The sequence below is a fragment of the Streptomyces sp. NPDC059696 genome, assembly GCF_042733745.1.
Lineage (GTDB): Bacteria > Actinomycetota > Actinomycetes > Streptomycetales > Streptomycetaceae > Streptomyces.
Genome location: NZ_JBHWFG010000014.1, coordinates 122,856 through 144,105 on the forward strand (window position 1 = coordinate 122,856; position 21,250 = coordinate 144,105).

Genomic DNA, 21,250 nt, shown 5'->3' on the forward strand with positions numbered 1-21,250 from the left:
GCCCGGCGGGGGCTGTGCGCGCAGTTCCCCGCGCCCCTGAAAAGGGGCGTGTCGGCAACGCCGTCGAGGGGCGTGACCGGCCACGACGCACCGGGGCCCGGCCGTCGTCGAGCCGTGTCACGGCTCCAGTACCACCTTTCCGATCGTCCCCCGGCCCTCCAGCGCCCGGTGTGCCGCCGCCGCCTCGCGGAGCGGGAAGCGCTGTACCGCCGGGGTGAGGCGGCCGGCCGCGGCCTCCGTGAGGGCGCGCAGTTCGAGGGTGCGCAGGGGGTCGGGGCCGCCGGCCTTCCCCAGCATCACCGGGCCGAGGACCTGCTCGGAGACGCCGTCGACGAGGTAGGGGCCGCCGTCCCGGATGCCCTCGCCGGACCAGCCGAAGACGATGTGCCTGCCGCCCGGGCCGAGGAGGGCGACCGCCTCGCGGGCGATGTCCCCGCCGACGCCGTCGAAGACGACGGTCGCGGTCCGGCCGCCGAGGTGCGCGCGGACCTTCGCGGGCCAGGCCGGGTCCTTGTAGTCGACGGCGAGATCCGCACCCGACGCCTCCACCCGGGCGGTCTTCTCCGGCCCGCCCGCGAGGCCCACGACGGTCGCGCCGGCGTTCTTGGCGTGCTGCACGAGCAGCGTGCCGATGCCTCCGGCGGCGGCCGGGACGACGACCACGGAGTCGGGGCCGAGCTCGGCGAACTGCAGGATCCCCATCGCCGTACGGCCCGTGCCGATCATGGCGACGGCCTCAGCGAAGTCCAGGGTGCCGGGGATCTCGTGCAGGCGCTCGACCTCGGTGACGGCCAGTTCGGCGTAGCCGCCGGGGACGAAGCCGAGGTGGGCGACGACCCGCTTGCCGAGCCACAGGTCGGCGACGCCCTCGCCCAGTGACTCGACGACGCCGGCGACCTCGCGCCCGGGGATGGTGGGCAGGGCCGCCGGCTCGTTCGCCGGGCCGCCCGGCATGCCCTCGCGCAGGGCGGCGTCCAGAAGGTGGACGCCCGCCGCGCGTACGGCGATCCGCATCTGGCCGGGGCCCGGGCGGGGGTCCTCGACCGGCTCGTAGGTGAGGTTCTCGGCCGGTCCGAAGGCGTGCAGGCGGATGGCGTGCATGACAACTCTCCCTCTGATGAACGTTCGTTCTGCGGTGGGGCGTTCGCTGGGACCAGCCTTCAACCTCAAGCTTGCTTGAGGTCAAGCTCGCGTCGGCCGAGGGCCAGGGAGACGGCCGTCAGGGCGCTGTTGAAGGACACCTCCGACAGCACTCCGGGCGCGGCGACCTGGTCCCCCGCCAGGTACACCCCGTCGCCCCGGTCCACGGCGGGCCGGTCGCGCCAGCTGGTGCCGGGCGGGTCGACCGCGCCCGTACGGCCGTTCGCCACCGACGCGCACCGCCAGGTGAGCCGTTCGCGCCAGCCCGGGAAGCCGAGGTCGAGCAGCTGCTCGGCGCGGGCGACACCGTCGGCCTTCGACTCGTGCGGGGCGAGGGGGATCTGTCCTTGGATCAGCTGCTCCCCGGCCGGGGCCAGACTGCGGTCCTGGGCGGTGAACCGCTCCAGCCAGCCCGGTGCGTCCAGGTCGGAGACGGCGAAGGCGTCCCCGCGCCGGGTGCGTACGGCCAGGTCGAAGAGCGCGGTACGGCCGCTCGGCCAGGTCAGTGAGTCGTCCCCGAGCAGACGGCGGGCGGCGTCGAGGGAGGTGGCGACGACGACGGGTGTGTCGGTGGGGAGCGTGTCGACGCGGGACAGGGTCTCCATCCGGACGCCCAGGTTCCAGGCGCGGGCGGCCATCCGGTCGATGAGGCTCGCCCAGCCGCCGCGCGGGTAGTGCGCCTCGGGCGGCAGTTTGGTGGCGCGGCGCAGCCGCTCCTGCACGAACGCGGCCGACAGCGACCCGGGGTCGTGGTGGAACAGGGCGACCGCCGAGTAGTGGGCGGCGGCCCGGGCCCCTTCCTCGCCCGCGAGGTCGGTCGCCCAGGTGAGGAAGTCGGCGTCCACGGGTGCCGGCCGGCCCGTCCGGCGCAGCAGTTTCAGCAGGGCGAACGGCGGGGTGCGGCGCAGCACGCCGTGGTGCCGCAGCCGGAGCCGGGCCGCCTCCAGGGGCGGGAGGGGCGCCAGCGGGCCGATGAGGTCGCGCTGCTTGAGCCAGGCCCAGTGCGGGCCGCCGTTGTAGAGGGCGTGCGGGCCCTCGTTGGTGCGGTACGGGCCCTCGGCGGTGCGCGCCCGGCCGCCGAGGGTGTGGTGGGCCTCGTGGAGGGTGACCTTGGCGCCTGCCTCGGCGGCGGTGATGGCCGCGGTCAGTCCGGCGAAGCCGCCGCCGATGACGGTGATGCGGTGCATGACTGTGGATCTCCCTCGGGTCGGGGCCGCCTTTACGGGAGTACGACCGATCGAGGCCGCCGGAATGTGACATCGCCGGTGTCCGCGCAGGTCAGGGGCGTTGTCGGTGGTGAGGTGCAGCATGGGGGGATGGCGAATAGAGCGGCGGGCGGTACGGGTGTGAAGGGCGCGCGGCGACCGGAGGTGCGGCTGCCGGTGCTGGAGCCGTACGGGGGCGGTGGTCTGGAGCCGGACGGGGACTACGACGGGCTGGAGTTCAGCGAGACGGACCTCTCGGGGCAGGACGGATCGGGTGCCCGGTTCATGGACTGCGCGCTGACGGGCTGCGCGCTGGACGAGACCCGGCTGCGGCACGCCCGCGTGCTGGACTCGTCCCTCACCGGTGTCCGGGGCGTGGGCACCGACCTCGCCGAGGCGACCCTGCGCGATGTGGAGCTGACCGACGCCCGGCTCGGCGGGCCGCAGTTGCACGGGGCGGTGCTGGAGCGGGTGCTGATCCGCGGCGGCAAGATCGACTGTCTGAACCTGCGCACGGCCCGGCTCAGGGACGTCGTCTTCGAGGGCTGCGTCCTGGTCGAGCCGGATTTCGGCGGCGCCCGTCTGGAGCGCGTGGAGTTCGTGGACTGTGCCCTGAGGGGCGCCGACCTGCACGCGGCGACCCTCACCGACGTCGACCTGCGCGGTGCCGCGTCCCTGGAGATCAGCCGGGGACTGGACCGGCTGTCGGGGGCGGTGATCAGCACGGCGCAGCTGCTGGATCTGGCACCGGTGCTGGCGGCGCAGTGGGGGATCCGGGTGGAGGGCTGAGCGGCGTCAGGAGACCCGCGGGAAGCGGGCCTGGAGGGTCCAGATCGCCGGGTTCTCCGCGAGGTCGTCGTGCAGGTCGGTGAGGTCGGCGATCAGGTCGTGCAGGAAGTCCCTCGCCTCGCGGCGCAGTTCGCTGTGGGAGACGGTGAGCGGGGGCTCCTCCGCGCGCATCCAGTCGGCCTCGATGTCCACCCAGCCGAAGCGGCGCTCGAACAGCATCCGGTCCGTCGACTCGGTGAAGTCCAGCTCGGCCCGCTGCGGCCGGGATGCCCGGGAGCCTGCCGGGTCCCGGTCGATCCGCTCCACGATGTCGCACAGCGCCCACGCGAAGTCGAGCACCGGCACCCATCCCCAGGCTGTGGACACCTCGTGGTCGGTCTTGGTGTCCGCCAGGTAGACGTCCCCGCAGAACAGGTCGTGCCGCAGCGCCCGGACGTCCGCGCGGCGGTAGTCGGTCTGCGGCGGGTCGGGGAAGCGGTTGGAGAGGGCGTAGCCGATGTCGAGCACGGAGGTGATGGTGTCACGTGATCGTAGGATCGCGGCCGTGGCCCGTTCTGCACGACTTGTCCCCCCGACCCCCGAGACCACCTCGCACCGGCGCCCCGCGACCACCGCGCACCGGCACCCCGTATCCACCCGGCGCCCCGCGATCACCTCGCACCGGCTCGCCGTATCCACCCGGCGCCCCGTCACCACCCGGCGCCCCGCGAAGGTTCTCCTCCCGGCGATCACGCTCCTCGCCGCGGTCCTCGTCCTCACCGCGTGCGGCGGTGGGGTGCATGGCGCCCCGGGTGGCTCCGGCCTGCGCGACCCGTACTTCCCGAAGGCCGGCAACGGCGGCTACGACGTCAGCCACTACGGTCTGCGCCTCGGCTACGAGCCCGGCGCCCAGCGCCTCACCGGCACCGCCGTCCTCACCGCCCGCGCGACCGAGGACCTCTCCGCCTTCAACCTCGACCTGCTCGGCATGGAGGTCGAGAAGGTCACCGTCGGTTCGCGGATCGCCCGCTGGAACCGCGCGGGGCAGGAGCTCACCGTCCGGCCGCACGACGACATCGAGCGGGACGAGACGTTCCGCGTGACCGTCCGCTACTCCGGGACGCCCGAGACCGTCACCGACCCGGACGGTTCCGAGGAGGGCTGGCTGCGCACGGCGGACGGGGTGCTCGCGCTGGGCGAGCCGACGGGGTCGATGGCGTGGTTCCCCGGCAACCACCACCCCTCCGACAAGGCGGCCTACGACCTCACGGTGACCGTGCCGAAGGGGCTGCGGGCCGTGTCCAACGGGGAGTTGCGGAGCGAGACGACCGCGCGCGGGCGAACGACGTTCGTGTGGCACACCGGTGAGCCGATGGCGAGCTGCCTCGCGACCCTCGCGATCGGCCGCTTCGACATCAGCCGCTTCGACATCAACCGCTCCCGGGCCGGTGCCCTGCCCGTGTACACGGCCGTCGACCCGGCGGAGGCGGCGGCGAGCCGGCCCGTGCTCGGGCGGCTTCCCGAGGTGCTGCGGTGGGCGGAGCGGCGGTTCGGGCCGTACCCGTTCGGCGCCGGCGGGGCCGTCGTCGACAGCGCTCCGTCCGTCGGCTACGCCCTGGAGACCCAGACGCGCCCGGTGTTCCCCGGCGCCCCCGACCTCCCGCTCCTCGTCCACGAACTCGCCCACCAGTGGTACGGCGACTCCGTCACGCCCGCGAGCTGGCAGGACATGTGGCTCAACGAGGGATTCGCCACGTACGCGGAGTGGCTGTGGGAGGAGGACCACGGCGGACGCAGCACGCGGGAGACGTTCGACGCGGTGTACTCGGGTGAGCACTTCGACACCGAGGAGGCGGCGGAGGAGATCTGGGAGTTCCCCCCGGCCGATCCGCCGAGCGCCGCGCAGATCACCGACCCGCCGGTGTACTGGCGGGGGGCGATGGTGCTGCAGAAGCTGCGGCAGGCCGTCGGGGACGAGCGGTTCTTCCCGATCCTCAGGGGGTGGGCGGCGACCTACCGGTACGGCAACGCCGACACGGCCGACTTCACGGCGTTCGTCGAGAAGCAGGCGCCCGGGGTCGATCTCGGGCCGGTCTGGGACGAGTGGCTGTACGGGGACGGGAAGCCGGAGCGGGCCTGAGGCCTCACGGCGTGGACAGGTCCTTGCGCAGCACCGCGCAGGGCCGCCCGTGCTGCAGATCCTCACGGTGGTCGACGACCTGGTAGCCGAGGGCCGTCCAGAAGGCCAGGGCCTTCGGATTGTTCGCCAGGACGGCCAGACGCACCGCGTCGCGGCCCGCCGCGCGGAAGCGGTCCTCCACGAGTGACGCCAGGAGGCGGCCGTGGCCCTGGCCGTGCAGACGCCCGTCCACCATGAGCAGGCCGATCCAGGGGTCCGGGTCGGCGGGGTCGGGGTGGTGGGCGAGGGTGACGGCGATGCCGATGAGCCGGCCGAAGCTGCGGGCGAGCAGGATCTCGGTGCCGGGGTGCTCCCGCTCCTGCGCCAGGGCCGCCGCGACCTGCTCGGGGCGGATGTCCTCCGGGTCGGGGAAGTCGCCGGTCAGGGTGTGGAAGGCGTGGTTGGAGGCGTAGAGGGCGGTCAGCTCCGTCAGGAGGGGATCGCTGAGGGGAGCCGAGGCCAGCGGGGCGAGGATCACGTCGGAAACGTACCCGGGTGGGGATGGTCCCGCCCGCGCCGTAGGGGCCGGGGCGCCTTGTCCGGTGAGGGTGGGCCGTGGCTGTTCGCGCGGTTCCCCGCGCCCCTCGGGGGAGCCCCCGGGCCGGTTGTCCGGCCCGGGGAATCTCTGCGCAGCGCTCAGGCGTATCTCAGACGTTCACGCCGAAGTCCTGGGCGATGCCGACCAGGCCCGAGGCGTAGCCCTGGCCGACCGCGCGGAACTTCCACTCGGCGCCGTTGCGGTAGAGCTCGCCGAAGACCATGGCCGTCTCCGTGGCCGCGTCCTCCGAGAGGTCGTAGCGGGCGATCTCGGCGCCGCCGGCCTGGTTGACGATGCGGATGTAGGCGTTGCGGACCTGGCCGAAGTTCTGCGAGCGGTTCTCGGCGTCGTAGATGGACACCGGGAAGACGATCTTGTCGATGTCGGCCGGGAGGGCGGCGAGGTTGACGTTGATCGCCTCGTCGTCGCCGGCACCCTCGCCCGTGCGGTTGTCGCCGGTGTGCACGATGGAGTTGTCCGGCGTCTGCTTGTTGTTGAAGAAGACGAAGTGGGCGTCCGAGTAGACCTTGCCCTGCGTGTTGACCGCGATCGCCGAGGCGTCGAGGTCGAAGTCCGTGCCGGTGGTGGTGCGGACGTCCCAGCCGAGGCCCACGGTGACGGCGGTCAGGCCCGGAGCCTCCTTGGTGAGCGAGACGTTGCCACCCTTGGACAGGCTTACAGCCATTGTTGGGAGTCCCTTCCCTCGTTTACATGCGGCGGAGAAGCTGCGGCATCGAAGCTACAGCTATCCCCATGAACGCGGAGAGGGGTGCGCAGGGTTCCAGCTCCTTTACTTTCTTTACCCGCGATTATTGGGGTGACGTGGACGGGACAGAAGCGGGAACATGGACGGCATGTCCGGTCACCACGTCATCCGCGGCTCCGTCTCCCTGCCCGAGGCCGAGCTCATGTGGCGTTTCTCGCGGTCGTCGGGGCCGGGCGGGCAGCACGTCAACACCAGTGACTCGAAGGTCGAGCTGAGCTTCGACCTGGCGAGGACCGAGGCGCTGCCGGCGGTGTGGAAGCAGCGGGCCCTGGAGCGGCTGGCCGGGCGGCTGGTCGACGGGGTCGTCACCGTGCGGTCCTCCGAGCACCGCTCCCAGTGGCGCAACCGCGAGGCCGCCGCCGTACGCCTCGCCGCGCTCCTGGCCGAGGCCACCGCGCCCCCGCCCAAGCCCCGCAAGCCGACCCGGATCCCCCGGGGCATCAACGAGCGCCGGCTGCGGGAGAAGAAGCAGCGCTCGGAGACCAAGCAGGGCCGCTCCGCGCGGAACTGGGGCTAGAGGGGGCTGCGGACCCGGAGCCGGAGGGGCTTCCGACGGACCTTCACGGCGTCGCGACGTCCATCGGAAACCCCCTACCCCAGGCGGGCGGCCCGGCCCCGGGCCCACGGTTTCCGCGGAGCGGTTCGGCCCCGGCCGCTCAGCCCAACTGCCGGTACCGGCCGCGGAAGTACGTCAGGGGGCCGGCCTCCGCGCTCGGTACGCGGGCGGTCAGGACGCGGCCGATCACCAGTGTGTGGTCGCCGGCGGCCACGCGCTGCTCGGTGCGGCACTCCAGGACGGCCAGGGCGCCGCCGACCAGCGGGGCGCCGGTGTACGCGCCGCGCGTGTGCGGGATGTCGGCGAACAGCAGCCGGTCGCTGACGCGGCCCTTCATCGCGAAGCGTCCCGCGATGTGCCGCTGGCTCTCGGACAGCACCGAGACCGCCCACAGGTCCTGCTCCTCCAGCAGCTCGTCCATGCGGGAGCCCTCGCGCAGGCTCACCAGCACCAGGGGCGGGTCGAGGGACACCGACATGAAGGCCGTGGCCGTCATGCCCACGTCCTCGCCGCCCGGCGCCGTGGGGTCGTCCGGGTCGAGCGGCGCCTCCTGCGCGGTCACCAGGACCACGCCCGAGGCCAGCCGGGCCATGGCGGCGCGGAACTCGTCGTTGCTCACCCCCTCAGCATGCCCGGAGGCGGGCGACGGAATGATCGGGGACGGGGCAGCGGGTATGTTCGGCACACCCGGAACGCTAATCTCCGTCCGGCATGGCCCGCATCGGGCTCCCGCCCGAATACGGTCCTAGGACCACCGGCGGACCTACGGCGTCGCGCAGGGGCACGGGGAACACGCAGGTGCGCAATCCGACAAACTTTGCGTTCGGTAGCCGCACGTGAAGAACGCAGAAACTCCACTCAATTGTTCAGGTTTGCCTGTGACTTGAGTCACAAGGGGCAGGAATTGTTGACCCTGTGTACCGAGTGAGCAGCGCGCTGTGATTCAGTGGCGGGGAAGCTGCCAGGGCGATACGCCGACGAGACCCTTGAATCGCTGCGAGTACTCGGGGGGAGGGCGAGCATGGAGGCCGAGTCGGAGCCCTACGTCCGTCTCGCGTCCCTGCGACAACTGCACCAGGTCATGGCCGACATGAACACGGCCCGCAGCCTGGCGGACACACTGCAGACCGTCGCGGAGGGCGTGGTCGCCGCCCTCGGGTACGAGCTGGCGTGCGTGAACCTCGTACGGCCGGACGGCGACCTTGTCGTCGCCGCCTTCGCCGGGAACCCCGCCGCCGAGGCCCTCATCACCGGCCGCGTCGGCTCGCGCGACTCCTGGGAACGCCGGCTCGGCATGGGCGAGCACTGGGGCGACCTGGTGTTCATACCGCACACCGAGGGCTGGGTCCTCGACGACGACGACGTCCCGCAGTGGTACACCGACGGCCCCGCCCCCCGCTTCGAGGACGAGTGGCACCCCGCCGACCGCCTGTTCGCCCCCATGTACGCGCGGGGCCCGCAGGGCAGCGCGGCGGGCGGCGAACTGATCGGCGTGCTCTCCGTGGACCGGCCGCGCAACGGCCGCCGGCCCGGGGCGTGGGGCCGCGAAGCGCTCCAGATGTACGCCTTCCAGGCCGCCATCGCCATCAGCAACGCCCGGCTGCGCGCCAACATGCAGCGCGCCCTGGTCCGCCTGGAGCGCGAGCAGCAGGCCCTGCGGGCGAGCGAGGAGAGCTTCCGGCAGGCGTTCGAGTACGCGCCGTCCGGCATGGCCATCGCCGAGATGGGCGGCGACCAGCACGGCCGGATCCTGCGCACCAACGACGCGCTGTGCCGGCTGCTGGGCCGTCCCGCCTCCGCGATGCGCCGCTACTCGTTCTCCGACCTGGTCCACCCCGAGGACATAGGCACCCTGCTGCGCACCTCGGCAGAAGGCGGACGCGCGGAGCTGCGCCTCGGCCGCCGGGACGGCACGTACGTGTGGGTGTCGCTGCGCAACAGCGTCGTCGCCGACGCCGCCGACGGGCCCCGCTTCCTCCTCACCCACGTCGAGGACATCGAGGAGCGCAAGCGCCGCGAGCTCCAGCTCGCCCACCGCGCCTCGCACGACTCGCTCACCGGCCTGCCGAACTCCGCCGAGCTGCGCTCCCGGCTGTCCGCGCGGCTCTGTCAACGCGCGTCGTCCCCGCACACCGCGGTGGAGTCCGTCGACGCGGCCTACGGGCATCCCGCGTTCGACGTGGCCGGGCCCGGTTTCGACTTCCGGCAGGGTGCCGAGCCGTTCGACGCCTACGACCACCATGTGCACACCGTCGCCCCGGACGGGGCCCACGACGACGGCACCAAGGGCCTCGCCGTGCTCTTCTGCGACCTCGACGGCTTCAAGTCGATCAACGACCGGTTCGGGCACAACGCCGGTGACGCGGTTCTCATCGAGGTGGCGCGGCGGCTCAGCAACGGCGTGCGCGACGGGGACACGGTCGCCCGGCTCGGGGGTGACGAATTCGTCATCCTGGCCGACGGGCTCGGCCGGGCCGACGCGCAGGACCTCGCAGTCCGGCTGCGCAACGAGATCATCCAGCCGATCCGTGCCGAGGGGCGGGCCGTGCGGGTCGGGGCCAGCTTCGGCATCGGATGGGCACACTGTGGAATGACGGCGGACGAAGTGTTGAAATCCGCTGACGAGCGGATGTACGTCGAGAAACGATCTCGTCCCAAACAACACAGACGCGCCGGGTGAAGCCCAGGTCAGCGAGTTGATGCGGTCTGAGTCACCCGTTTGGGTCTCTGGGAGCGGGTAGGCTCGCTTACTCACCCAAGTACCGCATGCACCGCACCTGACTGAGGAGACCAAGGGATGACGCCCGGCAACAACGGCGCGAGCACGCCCGAGGACGACGACCCGTTCGGCTATCTCTACGCCGACGGGCAGGCCAACGGAGCCCAGCCGCCGTCCGGGGGCTACGGCTACCCGAACTCGGTCAACCGGGTCAGGGCGGTCGGCACCCGCCAGTACGGCCAGCAGGCGCAGGCGGCGCCGTACGGTCAGGTACCCCAGCAGCAGGGCGCGTACAGCCAGCCGAACGCGCACTACGCGGCGCCGGAGACGTTGCCCGGCGGGGCGCAGACCGCGCAGCAGCAGATGCCGTCCGTCGGCGTCGGTGGCGGCCGGGGCGGCCGCGGCCCGAACACCAAGGGCCTGCTGATCGGCGCGATCGCGGTGGTCGCCGCGGTCGTCGTCGGCATCGGCGTGGCCATGCTGGGCGGCGACAAGGACAAGGACAAGGCGTCCGACGCGGGGGGCACGACCCCGACCCAGTCCGAGGAGCCGAAGCCGAGCCCTTCGGCGAGCAAGGGCGGAGCGGCCCAGAAGGACCTCCCCGAGGTCGACGCGAAGGCCCTGCGGCTCAGCCCCGGCCTGACGACGGCGTCGGACTTCAAGGGCGCGAAGGCCGACGGCGGGGTCTACGTCACGGGCTTCAACCAGGTCGGCGCCAAGGTGACCTGGACGGTGGACGGTATCGAGAAGGCCGGCAGCTACCGCCTCTACGTGCGCTACGGCATCCCGGGTGTGGACGCCAACGCCACGCTGGTGGTCAACGGCGATCCCCAGGACCGGCCCGTCAACATGAAGAACTTCAGCGGTCAGCCCAAGGGCGACTGGGAAAAGGGCTGGCAGGAGACGTGGTCCAACGTCAACCTGACCAAGGGCACCAACACGATCGAGATCGCCTGCAACGAGGGCAACCAGTGTGACGCGGTGCTCGACCAGGTCTGGCTGAAGAAGTGACGGCCCGGCTCACGCCGCGCTGACCTCTCCCGCGACCGTCACTCTCGTCAGCAGCTCCTCGTACGCCCCCCGGTCGAACTCCCCCGCCGCCGGTGCCGTCACCGTCGCGGCCGACAGGGCTATGGCCCGGGCCAGGCGGGTCGGCCAGGGGAGGTGTTCCACCAGGCCCGACAGCAGGCCCGCTACCGCGGAGTCGCCGGCGCCTGTGGGGTTGCCCCGTGCCGGGGCCGGTGGGGTGGCTTGCCAGCGGCCGTCGCGGGTCACCGCCAGGAGGCCCTGCGGGCCGAGGGACGCCACCACCGCCGCCGCGCCCCGGCGGCGGGCGTCCTGGGTCGCGCGGAGCGGGTCGTGGGAGCCCGTCAGTTCCGCCAGTTCCTCGGCGTTCGGCTTGATGATGTCCGGGCGGGCCGCGACGCCCCGGCGCAGGGGCTCGCCGCTGGTGTCCAGCAGGACCGGGACACCGTGGGAGCGGGCCGTGCGGACCAGGCCCGCGTAGGCGCCCACCGGAACGCCCGGCGGGAGGCTGCCGCACAGGGCCACCGCCGACACCCCGGGGAGCAGTGCCGCGTAGGTCTCCTGGAACGCCGACCATTCGGACGGCGTGATCGTCGGGCCCGGCTCGTTCAGCTGGGTCGTGTCGCCGGTGCGTTCGTCGACCACGGCGACCGTGCGGCGGGTCGCGCCCGTCACCGGGACCAGCGCGTCCAGCACCCCCGGCACCGCCGCGAGCCGCTCCCGCACGACCCGGCCCGTCGCCCCGCCCGTGAAGCCCGTCACCGTCACCTCGTGCCCGAGCGCCGCCAGCACCCGGGCCACGTTGACGCCCTTGCCGCCGGGGCGTTCCGTCACCTCGGAGACGCGGTGGGAGGCGTGCGGCCGGAGGGACCGTACGCGGTAGGTGATGTCGAGAGCGGTGTTCAGAGTGACCGTGAGGATCACCGGGCCGACCTCCCCCGATGTGCGTGCCGACATGAACGTGCAGGTAGCCCGATCATGCCAAAGAGACGGCGGTCGGCCCAGTCCTGGAGTCGGCCACCGTCTTTCGACTGCGGGACGGATCAGCCCAGTTGGGGACCGACCACCCATTCGCCCCGGCGCATCACGCCCTTCACCTCGTACGCGGAGTCCAGGACCAGCAGGTCGGCGTACTTGCCGGGCTCCAGTGAGCCGATCGTGTCGGCCATGCCGAGGAGGCGGGCCGGGGTGGCGGACAGGGCCGTCACCGCGTCCTCGACGGAGAGGCCGTCGACGGTGACCGCCCGCTTGAAGGCACGGTCCAGGGTGAGGGTCGAGCCGGCGATCGTGCCGTCCCCCACCAGTCGGGCCACGCCGTCGGCGACCTCCACCTCCAGCGGGCCCAGCCAGTAGCGTCCGTCGCCGAAACCGGCCGCGTCCATCGCGTCCGTGATGAACGCGACCCGGGCCGCGCCCGCGTGATGGAACGCCAGTCGCAGCGCCGCGGGGTGCAGGTGCGTGCCGTCGTTGATCAGCTCGACCGTGACCCGCTCGTCCTCCAGCAGCGCGGTGATCGGGCCGGGGGAGCGGTGGCCGAGCGGCGGCATCGCGTTGAAGAGGTGCGTGGCGACCGTGGCTCCCGCGTCGATGGCCTGCACTGTCTGCTCGTACGTGGCGTCCGTGTGGCCGATCGCCGCGATCACGCCGTGGTCGGCGAGGAGGCGTACGGAGTCGAGGCCGCCGGGGAGTTCGGTGGCCAGGGTGAGCATCCTGGCCTGGCCTCGCGCCGCGTCGATCAGCTTGCGGACCTCCGCGGGGTGGGGGTCGCGCAGCAGGGCCTCGGAGTGGGCGCCCTTGCGGCAGGGGGAGATGAACGGGCCCTCGAAGTGGACGCCGGCGATCTCGCCCTGCTCGGCGAGTTCGCTCAGCAGGCCGGCGCGGTGGGTCAGGGAGTCCATGTCGCCGGTGACGGTGGAGGCGACCAGGGTGGTCGTGCCGTGCAGGCGGTGGGTGTGGATGCCCTTGAGGATGTCGTCGGCCGAGCCGGAGGTGAAGGAGGCTCCGCCGCCGCCGTGGTTGTGCAGGTCGACGAAGCCGGGGACGAGGTAGTGGCCGGTCGCGTCGATGACGTGGGCGTTCTCGGGGGCGGTGGTGGCGATGCGGGTGCCGTCGATCACCAGACGGCCGCCTTCGACGGTTTCCGTGGGGAGGACCACGGTCGCGCCGGTCAGGACCGTGGGCCGGCCGGCCGTCGCGGGGTGCGGGTGCGTCGGGGCCTGTCGCGCAGTTCCCCGCGCCCCTGGGGCATCGGTCATCAGGGCGTTACCTCCATGCGGTCGGTCGATGCCAGAAGATCCCAGGCCAGCAGGCCCGCCCCCAGGCAACCGGCAGCGTCGCCCAGCGCGGCGGGGACGATCGTCGGCTGCTTCTGGAAAGTGATGCGGGTGCGGATCGCTTCCCTCAGCGGCGTGAACAGGGTTTCCCCCGCCTCCGCCAGGCCGCCGCCGATGATCAGGACACGGGGGTCCAGCAGGGTCAGGGCCGTGACCAGGCCGTCGGCCAGGGCGGCCACGGCCTCCTGCCAGACCGCGGCCGCCCTGGGGTCACCGGAGTCCACCGCCTTCGCGCAGTCCGCCGCGTCCGCGTCCGGGTCGCCCGAGGCCCTGGCCCACGCCTCGCTCACGGCCGCCGCAGAGGCGAAGCGCTCCAGACAGCCGTGCTGTCCGCAGGGGCAGGGCTCCCCGCCGGGGCGTACGACGATGTGGCCGATCTCGCCCGCGAAGCCGTGGGCGCCCGCCTCGACCCGGCCGTCGACGCCGATGGCCCCCGCGATGCCGGTGCCCAGCGCCACGAACAGGAACCGGTCGGCGCCCCGGCCCGCGCCGACCCGGCCCTCGGCGAGGCCGCCGGTGCGCACGTCGTGCCCGAGGGCGACCGGGACGCCCAGCCGCTGCGCCAGCAGCTCGCGCAGGGGGACGTCCCGCCAGCCGAGGTTGGCCGCGTAGACGGCGACGCCGTCCGCCTCGTCGACGATGCCCGGGACGGCCACGCCGGCGGCGGACGCGGGTGCGCCGAACCGCTCGGTGCCGTAGGCGTGCAGCTCGGCGGCGAAGTCGAGGATGCCCGCGACGACGGCGTCCGGCCCCTGGGCGCGTCCGGTGGCCCGGCGGGCCCGGTGCAGCACCTCGCCCCCCGGACCCGCCAGCGCGGCCTTCATCCCGGTGCCGCCCACGTCCAGGGCGATGACATGTCTCACGGGGACAGTGTGACCCGGGGACCCGCAAGAGGTCTAGTCCACTCACGTGGTGTAGACCTTGTTCCGGATATCGAAATGTTTTCGGCGGCGGAACGGGCCCGAGTGGGGCGAGTGACGCCGGGGTTGGGGAAGAACAGCGGTGCAGCGGCGGCGGATGACAGGAACGATCGCGGTGGTGTCCGCACTGGGCATGACGGCGGTCCTCGGCGGCTGCGGACTGACGGGCGGCTCGGCGGACGTGACGCTGAAGCTGGTCGCCGCCGACTACGGCGACAGCGCGGCCAACAGCTCGAAGAAGTACTGGGACAAGCTCGCCGAGGAGTACGAGGCCGACCACCCCGACGTCGAGGTCGACGTCAGCGTCTACTCCTGGAACGACGTCGACCGCAAGGTCCGGGAGATGGTCGCCGCCGGTGACCCGCCGGACATGGCACAGATCGGCGCCTACGCCGACTACGCGGCGGAGAACCAGCTCTACAAGGCCGACGACCTGCTCTCCATACCCGTGCAGGCCGACTTCGTGGGGCAGCTGGCCTCCGCGGGCCAGGTGAAGGGCGTGCAGTACGGCATGCCGTTCGCCGCCTCCACCCGTGTGCTCTTCTACAACAAGTCCCTCTTCGCCAAGGCCGGCATCACCCCGCCCGAGTCGTGGGACGACCTGGCGGAGGACGCCGAGGCGCTCAAGGCGAAGGGCGTGAAGTACCCGTACGCGCTGCCCCTCGGCCCGGAGGAGGCGCAGGCCGAGACCATGCAGTGGATGCTCAGCGGCGGAGGCGGTTACACCGACGGCGTCGACGGCTACGGCATCGACTCCCCGGAGAACATCGACACCTTCTCCTGGCTGAAGAACGACCTGGTCGGCAAGGGCCTGACCGGGCCGGTCGCGCCGGGGCAGCTCAACCGGGCGGCGGCGTTCGCGGCCTTCGCCAAGGGCGAGGTCGGCATGCTCAACGGCCACCCCTCGCTGATGAAGATCGCCGCCAAGAACGGCGTGAAGTACGGCATGGTGCCCACGCCGGGCCACGAGGGCCCGAGCCGCTCCACCCTGGGCGTCTCCGACTGGATGACCGCGTTCCGCAAGAACGGTCACCGCGACCAGGTGGGGGACTTCCTCGACTTCGTCTACAGCGAGAAGAACGTGCTGGCCTTCTCGCGCGAGTACGACCTGCTGCCGGTCACCACGTCCGCCTCCGGCACGATGGCCGCCGCCGAGGAGGACCGGCACCTCAAGCCGTTCCTGGAGGAGCTGCTGGCCTCCGAGCTCTACCCGGTCGGCAAGACCTCCTGGGCCGACGTCAGTGCCCAGGTCAAGCAGCAGATCGGCAAGGCCGTCGCACCCGGCGGCAGCCCGTCGGGCGTCCTGGGCCACCTCCAGGCCGAGGCGACCCGGGCGGAGAGCGCGGAGTAGCTGCGCTGCTGTCGGTGGCGGGCGTTACGGTGCCGGGTATGGAGGAGAAGTCGGGTGAGGAGGGGCTCGGGCGCAGAGAGCGGGACATTCTCGCGCTCGAACGCCGTAGCTTTTCCGGGCCCGGTCTGAAGGAGCGGGCCATACGGGAGGAGCTGGGGCTCGCGCCCGTGCGGTACTACCAGCTGCTCAACGCCCTGCTGGACGACGCTCGGGCGTTGGCGCACGATCCGGTGACGGTCAATCGGCTGCGGCGGGTGCGGGAGCGGCGGCGGTCCGAGCGGTGAGGGAGCTTCGCGGCCGTCGCGGGGCGCGGGTGCGTGGGGGCTGAACGCGCACCCCGCGCCCCTGAAGGGGACGTGACCGTCAGCTGATCCGGTTCACCAAGGCCCTCAGCAGCTCCACGACTCCCTCCGGGCCGTCCACCACCACGTCCGCCCGCTCGCGCAGTTCCGTCACCTCGTCGCTGCCGCTGCACACCAGCAGGCCCGGGGTGCCGGTCGTGCGCAGGGTGTCGACGGCGGAGTAGGCGGGCAGGTCGCCCAGGTCGTCGCCGCCGTAGAGGACCGAGCCGGCGCCGATCTCCCGGGCGTAGTCGCTCAGGGCGACGCCCTTGTCCATGCCGGGCGGGCGCAGTTCGAGGACCAGGCGGCCGGGCTCGAGGATCAGGCCGTGCCGGGAGGCCAGGGCGGTCAGCGGCTCGCGCAGGGCCTCGAAGGCGGCCTGCGGATCGGCGGCCCGGCGGGTGTGCACGGCCACCGCCCGGCCCTTGTCCTCCACCCAGGTGCCGCTCCCTTCGAGCAGTCCGGGCAGCTCGGCACGGACGGCCGCGACGCCGGGGTGCGGCTCGGGCGCGGTGACCTCGCCGGTGCGGGCGTCCCACCGCTCGGCGCCGTAGTGCCCGAGGACGACGAGGTGTTCCAGGCCCGGCACGTGCGCGAAGCCGCCGTTGCGCACGGCGACCTCGGCGGGCCGGCCGGTGATCACCGCGATGGCGGCGACCTTCGGGGCGAGCGCCACCAGCGCGTCCAGCGCCTGGGGATGGGCCCGGGCCAGCTCGGGGTCGGCCACGATCGGCGCGAGCGTCCCGTCGAAGTCCAGGGCGATCAGCGCCTTGCCGGGGTCGGCGAGCAGGGCGGCGAGACCGTCCTGTCCGGCCCGGGTCGCGGGGGTGGGAAGGCTGCTCATCGGGCCCTCAGCCCCTCAACGCGTCGAGCTGGTCCAGGAACCACCGCGCCGGTGGCAGGGCCGTGGCCGCGGCGGCCAGGCGCTTGCTGCGTTCCGCGCGTTCCTCCGGGCGCAGCGACAGCGCCTCGTGCAGGGCCGCCGCGGTGCCCGTCACGTCGTAGGGGTTCACGGTGATCGCGTCCTCGCCCAGCTCCTCGTGCGCCCCGGCCTCCCGCGACAGCACCAGCGCGCAGCCCGCGTCGGAGACGACCGGGACCTCCTTGGCGACGAGGTTCATGCCGTCGCGGATGGGGTTGACGAGGGCCACGTCGGCCAGCCGGTAGGCGGCCAGGGAGCGGGCGAAGTCGTCCTTGACGTGCAGCACGACCGGCTTCCAGCCCGGCGTGCCGTACTCGGCGTTGATCTCGTCGGCGAGCCGCTGCACCTCGGCCGTGTAGTCCCGGTACACCGCCAGGTCCTGCCGGGAGGGGTAGGCGAAGGCGACGTGCACCACCCGCTCGCGCCACTCGGCGTGGGTCTCCAGCAGGCGCCGGTAGGCCAGCAGGCCGCGCACGATGTTCTTGGACAGCTCGGTGCGGTCCACGCGGACGATGGTGCGCCGTCCCTCGCCGATCTCCTGGCGGAGGGCGGTGATCCGCTCCTCGACGTCCGGCTCGTGGGCCCGCTTGCGCAGGAAGTCGGCGTCGGCGCCGAGGCCGTGCACCCCGACCCGGGTGCCGCCGAGCCCGCCGGCGAACCGCTCGGCGCACGCGGTGAACGCCTCCGCCCAGCGCTCGGTGAGGAAGCCGAGGCGGTCCGCGCCGAGCATGCCGCGCAGCACCTGCCCGGCCACGTCGTCCGGCAGCATCCGGAAGTACTCGGGTGGCGCCCACGGCGTGTGCGAGAAGTGCCCGATGCGCAGGTCGGGCCGCAGCTCGCGGAGCATGCCCGGCACCAGCGTCAGGTGGTAGTCCTGCACCACGACCGCCGCGCCCTGCGCCGCCTCCTCGGCCAGCGCCTCGGCGAACGCCCGGTTGTACGCCTCGTAGGACGCCCACTGCCGGCGGAACTCCGCGTCGAAGACGGGCTCCAGGGGCGTCTGGTAGAGCATGTGGTGCACGAACCACAGGACCGAGTTGGCGATGCCGTTGTACGCGTCGGCGTGCACGTCGGGCGGGATGTCCAGCATCCGCACGCCGTCCTCGCCGACACCGCGCCTCACCGCCTCCCGGTCGCCGTCGGAGAGCGCCGAGCACACCCACAGCGCGTCCGCGTCCGAGCCGATCGCGGAGAGCCCGGAGACCAGCCCGCCGCCGCCCCGCTTGGCGTCCAGCGAACCGTCCTCTCCCACCGTGTACGAGACCGGGCCACGGTTGGAGGCCACCAGCACCTGTGCAGCACCGTACGTCGAAGCCATAAACCTCAACCTAGCCCGGGCCCGAAACGCTCAAACGTGCGGATCTGCCGCGCCCGGCCGAAAACGGCCCCGGTCAGGCAGCCTGCCGCGCCTGGTACTCGGCGATATCCACCATCGGCGGACGTTCCTCGGTGTCCACGGAGTACGTCCTCGGCTCGAAGCCGTCCGTGCCCCGCTCGAACTGGGTCAGGGACGGCCGGATCAGGTGCCCGCGGGCCAGCCGCAGCTGGGCCGTGCGGTAGATCGCGGCGGCCATCCGGCCCAGTGCCTGCCCGTCCTGGTGCCGGTGCTTGCGCACCCCCACGTCCACCTGGGCGAGGGCGTCCAGGCCCGCCAGGTGCAGGGCGTCCACCAGCATGCCCAGCTCGACGCCGTACCCGACGGGGAACGGCAGCTGCTCCAGCAGGGAGCGGCGGGCCGCGTACTCGCCGCCGAGCGGCTGCACGAAGCCGGCCAGCTGCGGCCAGTGCATGTTGAGCAGCGGGCGCGCCATCAGCTCGGTGACCCGGCCGCCCTGCCCGGCGGCACCGCCGAGGGGGCGGTCGTACATGGCCTTCACCAGGTCCACGCCCGGGTCCGTGAGCAGCGGGCCCACGATGCCCGAGACGAAGTCGGACGAGAAGTCCTTGAGGTCCGCGTCGACGAAACAGACGATGTCCCCGCGGGTGACCAGGAGCGAGCGCCACAGCACCTCGCCCTTGCCGGGCACGGCGGGCAGGCGCGGGAGTATCGCGTCCCGGTGCACCACCCGCGCGCCCGCGGCGGCGGCGACCTCCGACGTGCGGTCGGTCGAGCCCGAGTCGACGACGACCAGCTCGTCGACGAGCGGGACCTGCCGCATGAGGTCGTGGCGGATGACGGAGGCGATGTCGCCGACCGTCGCCTCCTCGTTCAGCGCGGGCAGCACCACACTGACCGTCTGGCCCGTGCGCTGCTTCGCTGCGAGGATCTGGTGGAGCGGACGATCATTCGCGGACCAGGAACGGGTGCTCAGCCAGCGCTCGACTTCTTCCAGCACCGTGGCGGCTCCTCTGCGTGCTCCGGGCGGGACGGAGTGATCCATCTCGCGGTTCGGACGACTATCTCAACTGTCCTGGTCGTCGGTTACAGTCTTGAACAACGCGGATGACCATCGCATGTCCGGGGTCACCCGCCTTTACAACCACATACAGCTCATCCAGAGGGGCAGAGGGAAACGGCCCGATGAAGCCCCGGCAACCCTCCAGTCGGTTCTCGTAGGTCACTGGCGACCACACGCGCGAGGCTCCCGGCTCGGGAAGGTGCCAAATCCGTCTCACGGCGAAGTGCGTCGTGAGGAAGATGAGGAGAAAGGGCCTCGCCTCACATGGCTGCGCAGACTGTTGCAAGCACCACTGAATCCACCGTAGACCTCGGCCCCGCGGCTGCCCTCAGCTGCCGCGAGTGCGGTCACCGCGTGCCCCTCGGCCCGGTCTTCGCGTGCGAGGAGTGTTTCGGCCCGCTGGAGATCGCCTACGACTTCTCGGCCTACGACACCGAAGAGCTCCGCAAGCGCATCGAAGCGGGTCCCGCGAACATCTGGCGCTACGCCCCGCTGCTGCCGGTCCCGGCCGACGTGGCGGACAAGCCGAACATCAACCCGGGCTGGACCAAGCTCGTCCAGGCCGACAACCTCGCGCGTGAGCTGGGTGTCGACGCCGGACGGCTGTTCGTCAAGGACGACTCCGGCAACCCGACGCACTCCTTCAAGGACCGGGTCGTCGCCCAGGCCCTGGAGGCCGCCCGCGCCTTCGGCTTCACCACGCTCTCCTGCTCCTCCACCGGCAACCTCGCCGGTGCGGTGGGTGCCGCGGCGGCCCGCGCCGGCTTCCGCTCCTGCGTGTTCATCCCGCACGACCTGGAGCAGGGCAAGGTCGTCATGGCCGCGGTCTACGGCGGCGAGCTCGTCGGCATCGAGGGCAACTACGACGACGTGAACCGCTTCTGCTCCGAGCTGATCGGCGACCCGGCCGGCGAGGGCTGGGGCTTCGTCAACGTCAACCTCCGGCCGTACTACGCGGAAGGGTCCAAGACCCTCGCGTACGAGATCTGTGAGCAGCTCGGCTGGCGGCTGCCGGACCAGCTCGTGGTGCCGATCGCCTCCGGTTCGCAGCTCACGAAGATCGACAAGGGTCTGCAGGAGCTGATCAAGCTCGGGCTGGTCGAGGACAAGCCGTACAAGATCTTCGGTGCGCAGGCCGAGGGCTGTTCGCCGGTGTCCGTCGCCTACAAGGCCGGGCACGACGTCGTCCGCCCGCAGAAGCCGGACACCATCGCCAAGTCCCTCGCGATCGGCAACCCGGCGGACGGGCCGTACGTGCTGGACATCGCGCGGCGCACGGGCGGGGCCGTGGAGGACGTGAACGACGAGCAGATCGTCGACGCGATCAAGATCCTCGCTCGGACCGAGGGGATCTTCGCGGAGACCGCCGGTGGTGTGACGGTGGGTGTGACGCGCAAGTTGATCGAGAACGGGGTGCTCGACCCGTCGTTGACGACCGTGGTGCTGAACACGGGGGATGGGCTGAAGACGCTCGATGCGGTGGCCGGGACCGGGCTGACCGCGACCATCCGGCCCAACTTGGACTCGTTCCGTGAGGCCGGGCTCGTCTGAGCGTCGTTGTTCGCTGCGGGCCGCGGGGGGCTGGTCGCGCCCACGCGGCGGAGCCGCACATGGACACAGCCCCGCGCCCCTGAGGGCGCGCCCCAGCCGTAGCTCGAATAAGAACCGGAGGACATGTCTGATGAGCGTCACCGTCCGCATCCCCACCATCCTGCGCACCTACACCGGCGGTCAGGCCGAGGTCTCCGCCGAGGGTGGGACCCTCGGTGAGGTCATCGCCGATCTGGAGAAGAACCACACCGGGATCGCCGCCCGGGTGCTGGACGACCAGGGCAAGCTGCGCCGGTTCGTCAACGTGTACGTCAACGACGACGACGTGCGCTTCGAGCAGGGGCTGGAGACGGCGACGCCGGACGGTGCCGGTGTGTCGATCATTCCCGCTGTCGCGGGTGGCTGAACCGGTCGACCGGCTTGATTGTTACCTTCGGTAACGACAGTCACTGAGAGTTTATCGAATTGCCCCCTCCGTGAGAGAAGCGGAGGGGGCAATTCTGCGTGGTTGAGCGGGGTACAGTTGGGGAACGCAG

21 protein-coding genes and 1 riboswitch are annotated in these 21,250 nt (G+C 72.2%); of the genes, 9 read left to right on the forward strand and 12 right to left on the reverse strand.

Going from position 1 to position 21,250, the window contains the following annotated elements; translation table 11 throughout:
• Positions 1 to 117: 117 nt before the first annotated feature.
• Both ACFV20_RS17715 and ACFV20_RS17720 read right to left on the reverse strand, forming a co-directional pair.
• Complete coding sequence (locus ACFV20_RS17715; protein WP_385657580.1) at positions 118 to 1,101, reverse strand: zinc-binding dehydrogenase; 984 nt, start codon at positions 1,099 to 1,101, stop codon at positions 118 to 120.
• A 65-nt stretch (positions 1,102 to 1,166) separates the two neighbouring features.
• Positions 1,167 to 2,327, reverse strand: a complete 1,161-nt coding sequence (locus ACFV20_RS17720; RefSeq protein ID WP_385657583.1) for an FAD-dependent oxidoreductase — start codon at positions 2,325 to 2,327, stop codon at positions 1,167 to 1,169.
• Between the two features lie 129 nt (positions 2,328 to 2,456).
• On the opposite strand from ACFV20_RS17720, the gene ACFV20_RS17725 reads away from it, so the two are divergent.
• Positions 2,457 to 3,134: a pentapeptide repeat-containing protein gene (locus tag ACFV20_RS17725; protein ID WP_385657586.1), complete on the forward strand. Its 678-nt coding sequence runs from the start codon at positions 2,457 to 2,459 to the stop codon at positions 3,132 to 3,134.
• A gap of 6 nt (positions 3,135 to 3,140) precedes the next feature.
• Here ACFV20_RS17725 and ACFV20_RS17730 read toward each other — a convergent pair whose 3' ends face one another.
• Positions 3,141 to 3,641 (reverse strand): hypothetical protein, encoded by a 501-nt coding sequence (locus tag ACFV20_RS17730; protein WP_385657589.1) that lies wholly within the window; start codon positions 3,639 to 3,641, stop codon positions 3,141 to 3,143.
• A 220-nt stretch (positions 3,642 to 3,861) separates the two neighbouring features.
• Between ACFV20_RS17730 and ACFV20_RS17735 the strand changes: the two genes are divergently transcribed.
• Positions 3,862 to 5,253, forward strand: coding sequence for a M1 family metallopeptidase (locus tag ACFV20_RS17735; protein WP_385657685.1), 1,392 nt, complete (start codon positions 3,862 to 3,864; stop codon positions 5,251 to 5,253).
• A gap of 4 nt (positions 5,254 to 5,257) precedes the next feature.
• On the opposite strand, the gene ACFV20_RS17740 is transcribed toward ACFV20_RS17735, so the two are convergent.
• Positions 5,258 to 5,770, reverse strand: a complete 513-nt coding sequence (locus tag ACFV20_RS17740) for a GNAT family N-acetyltransferase (RefSeq protein WP_385657592.1) — start codon at positions 5,768 to 5,770, stop codon at positions 5,258 to 5,260.
• Positions 5,771 to 5,939: 169 nt separating this feature from the next.
• Positions 5,940 to 6,515 (reverse strand): TerD family protein, encoded by a 576-nt coding sequence (locus ACFV20_RS17745; RefSeq protein ID WP_010035999.1) that lies wholly within the window; start codon positions 6,513 to 6,515, stop codon positions 5,940 to 5,942.
• 160 nt (positions 6,516 to 6,675) lie between these two features.
• On the opposite strand from ACFV20_RS17745, the gene arfB reads away from it, so the two are divergent.
• Positions 6,676 to 7,113 (forward strand): alternative ribosome rescue aminoacyl-tRNA hydrolase ArfB, encoded by a 438-nt coding sequence (arfB, locus tag ACFV20_RS17750; RefSeq protein ID WP_385657594.1) that lies wholly within the window; start codon positions 6,676 to 6,678, stop codon positions 7,111 to 7,113.
• Between the two features lie 139 nt (positions 7,114 to 7,252).
• Here arfB and ACFV20_RS17755 read toward each other — a convergent pair whose 3' ends face one another.
• Positions 7,253 to 7,837, reverse strand: a complete 585-nt coding sequence (locus tag ACFV20_RS17755; protein WP_385657597.1) for a flavin reductase family protein — start codon at positions 7,835 to 7,837, stop codon at positions 7,253 to 7,255.
• Between the two features lie 336 nt (positions 7,838 to 8,173).
• Here ACFV20_RS17755 and cdgB point away from each other — a divergent pair, with 336 nt between their 5' ends.
• Positions 8,174 to 9,832, forward strand: coding sequence for a diguanylate cyclase CdgB (gene cdgB, locus ACFV20_RS17760; protein ID WP_385657599.1), 1,659 nt, complete (start codon positions 8,174 to 8,176; stop codon positions 9,830 to 9,832).
• Between the two features lie 117 nt (positions 9,833 to 9,949).
• Complete coding sequence (locus tag ACFV20_RS17765) at positions 9,950 to 10,882, forward strand: carbohydrate-binding protein (RefSeq protein WP_385657601.1); 933 nt, start codon at positions 9,950 to 9,952, stop codon at positions 10,880 to 10,882.
• 9 nt (positions 10,883 to 10,891) lie between these two features.
• Here ACFV20_RS17765 and ACFV20_RS17770 read toward each other — a convergent pair whose 3' ends face one another.
• From ACFV20_RS17770 to ACFV20_RS17780, 3 genes are all read right to left on the reverse strand, one after another.
• Complete coding sequence (locus tag ACFV20_RS17770; protein WP_385657687.1) at positions 10,892 to 11,821, reverse strand: 1-phosphofructokinase family hexose kinase; 930 nt, start codon at positions 11,819 to 11,821, stop codon at positions 10,892 to 10,894.
• A 119-nt stretch (positions 11,822 to 11,940) separates the two neighbouring features.
• Positions 11,941 to 13,152 (reverse strand): N-acetylglucosamine-6-phosphate deacetylase, encoded by a 1,212-nt coding sequence (gene nagA / locus ACFV20_RS17775; RefSeq protein WP_385657602.1) that lies wholly within the window; start codon positions 13,150 to 13,152, stop codon positions 11,941 to 11,943.
• Positions 13,152 to 14,093 carry an ROK family protein gene (locus tag ACFV20_RS17780; RefSeq protein ID WP_385657604.1) on the reverse strand — a complete coding sequence of 314 codons (942 nt, stop codon included), beginning with the start codon at positions 14,091 to 14,093 and terminating at the stop codon, positions 13,152 to 13,154. The genes nagA and ACFV20_RS17780 overlap by 1 nt, the downstream gene beginning before the upstream one ends.
• Before the next feature lie 154 nt (positions 14,094 to 14,247).
• On the opposite strand from ACFV20_RS17780, the gene ACFV20_RS17785 reads away from it, so the two are divergent.
• Together ACFV20_RS17785 and ACFV20_RS17790 are read left to right on the forward strand one after the other, a co-directional pair.
• Complete coding sequence (locus ACFV20_RS17785) at positions 14,248 to 15,501, forward strand: ABC transporter substrate-binding protein (protein WP_385657606.1); 1,254 nt, start codon at positions 14,248 to 14,250, stop codon at positions 15,499 to 15,501.
• 38 nt (positions 15,502 to 15,539) lie between these two features.
• On the forward strand, positions 15,540 to 15,785 hold the full coding sequence (locus tag ACFV20_RS17790) for a DUF3263 domain-containing protein (RefSeq protein ID WP_385657608.1): 246 nt from the start codon (positions 15,540 to 15,542) through the stop codon (positions 15,783 to 15,785).
• A 79-nt stretch (positions 15,786 to 15,864) separates the two neighbouring features.
• Here ACFV20_RS17790 and otsB read toward each other — a convergent pair whose 3' ends face one another.
• From otsB to ACFV20_RS17805, 3 genes are all read right to left on the reverse strand, one after another.
• A complete protein-coding gene (otsB, locus tag ACFV20_RS17795; protein ID WP_385657610.1) occupies positions 15,865 to 16,686 on the reverse strand; it encodes a trehalose-phosphatase in 822 nt (273 codons plus the stop codon).
• A 7-nt stretch (positions 16,687 to 16,693) separates the two neighbouring features.
• A complete protein-coding gene (locus ACFV20_RS17800; RefSeq protein ID WP_385657612.1) occupies positions 16,694 to 18,082 on the reverse strand; it encodes a trehalose-6-phosphate synthase in 1,389 nt (462 codons plus the stop codon).
• Positions 18,083 to 18,155: 73 nt separating this feature from the next.
• On the reverse strand, positions 18,156 to 19,100 hold the full coding sequence (locus ACFV20_RS17805; RefSeq protein ID WP_385657614.1) for a glucosyl-3-phosphoglycerate synthase: 945 nt from the start codon (positions 19,098 to 19,100) through the stop codon (positions 18,156 to 18,158).
• A gap of 152 nt (positions 19,101 to 19,252) precedes the next feature.
• A riboswitch (SAM riboswitch) is annotated at positions 19,253 to 19,409 on the forward strand.
• An 18-nt stretch (positions 19,410 to 19,427) separates the two neighbouring features.
• Between ACFV20_RS17805 and thrC the strand changes: the two genes are divergently transcribed.
• Both thrC and ACFV20_RS17815 read left to right on the forward strand, forming a co-directional pair.
• Positions 19,428 to 20,714 carry a threonine synthase gene (thrC, locus tag ACFV20_RS17810; protein WP_385657615.1) on the forward strand — a complete coding sequence of 429 codons (1,287 nt, stop codon included), beginning with the start codon at positions 19,428 to 19,430 and terminating at the stop codon, positions 20,712 to 20,714.
• A 130-nt stretch (positions 20,715 to 20,844) separates the two neighbouring features.
• Positions 20,845 to 21,120, forward strand: coding sequence for a MoaD/ThiS family protein (locus ACFV20_RS17815; RefSeq protein ID WP_385657617.1), 276 nt, complete (start codon positions 20,845 to 20,847; stop codon positions 21,118 to 21,120).
• Positions 21,121 to 21,250: the final 130 nt, after the last annotated feature.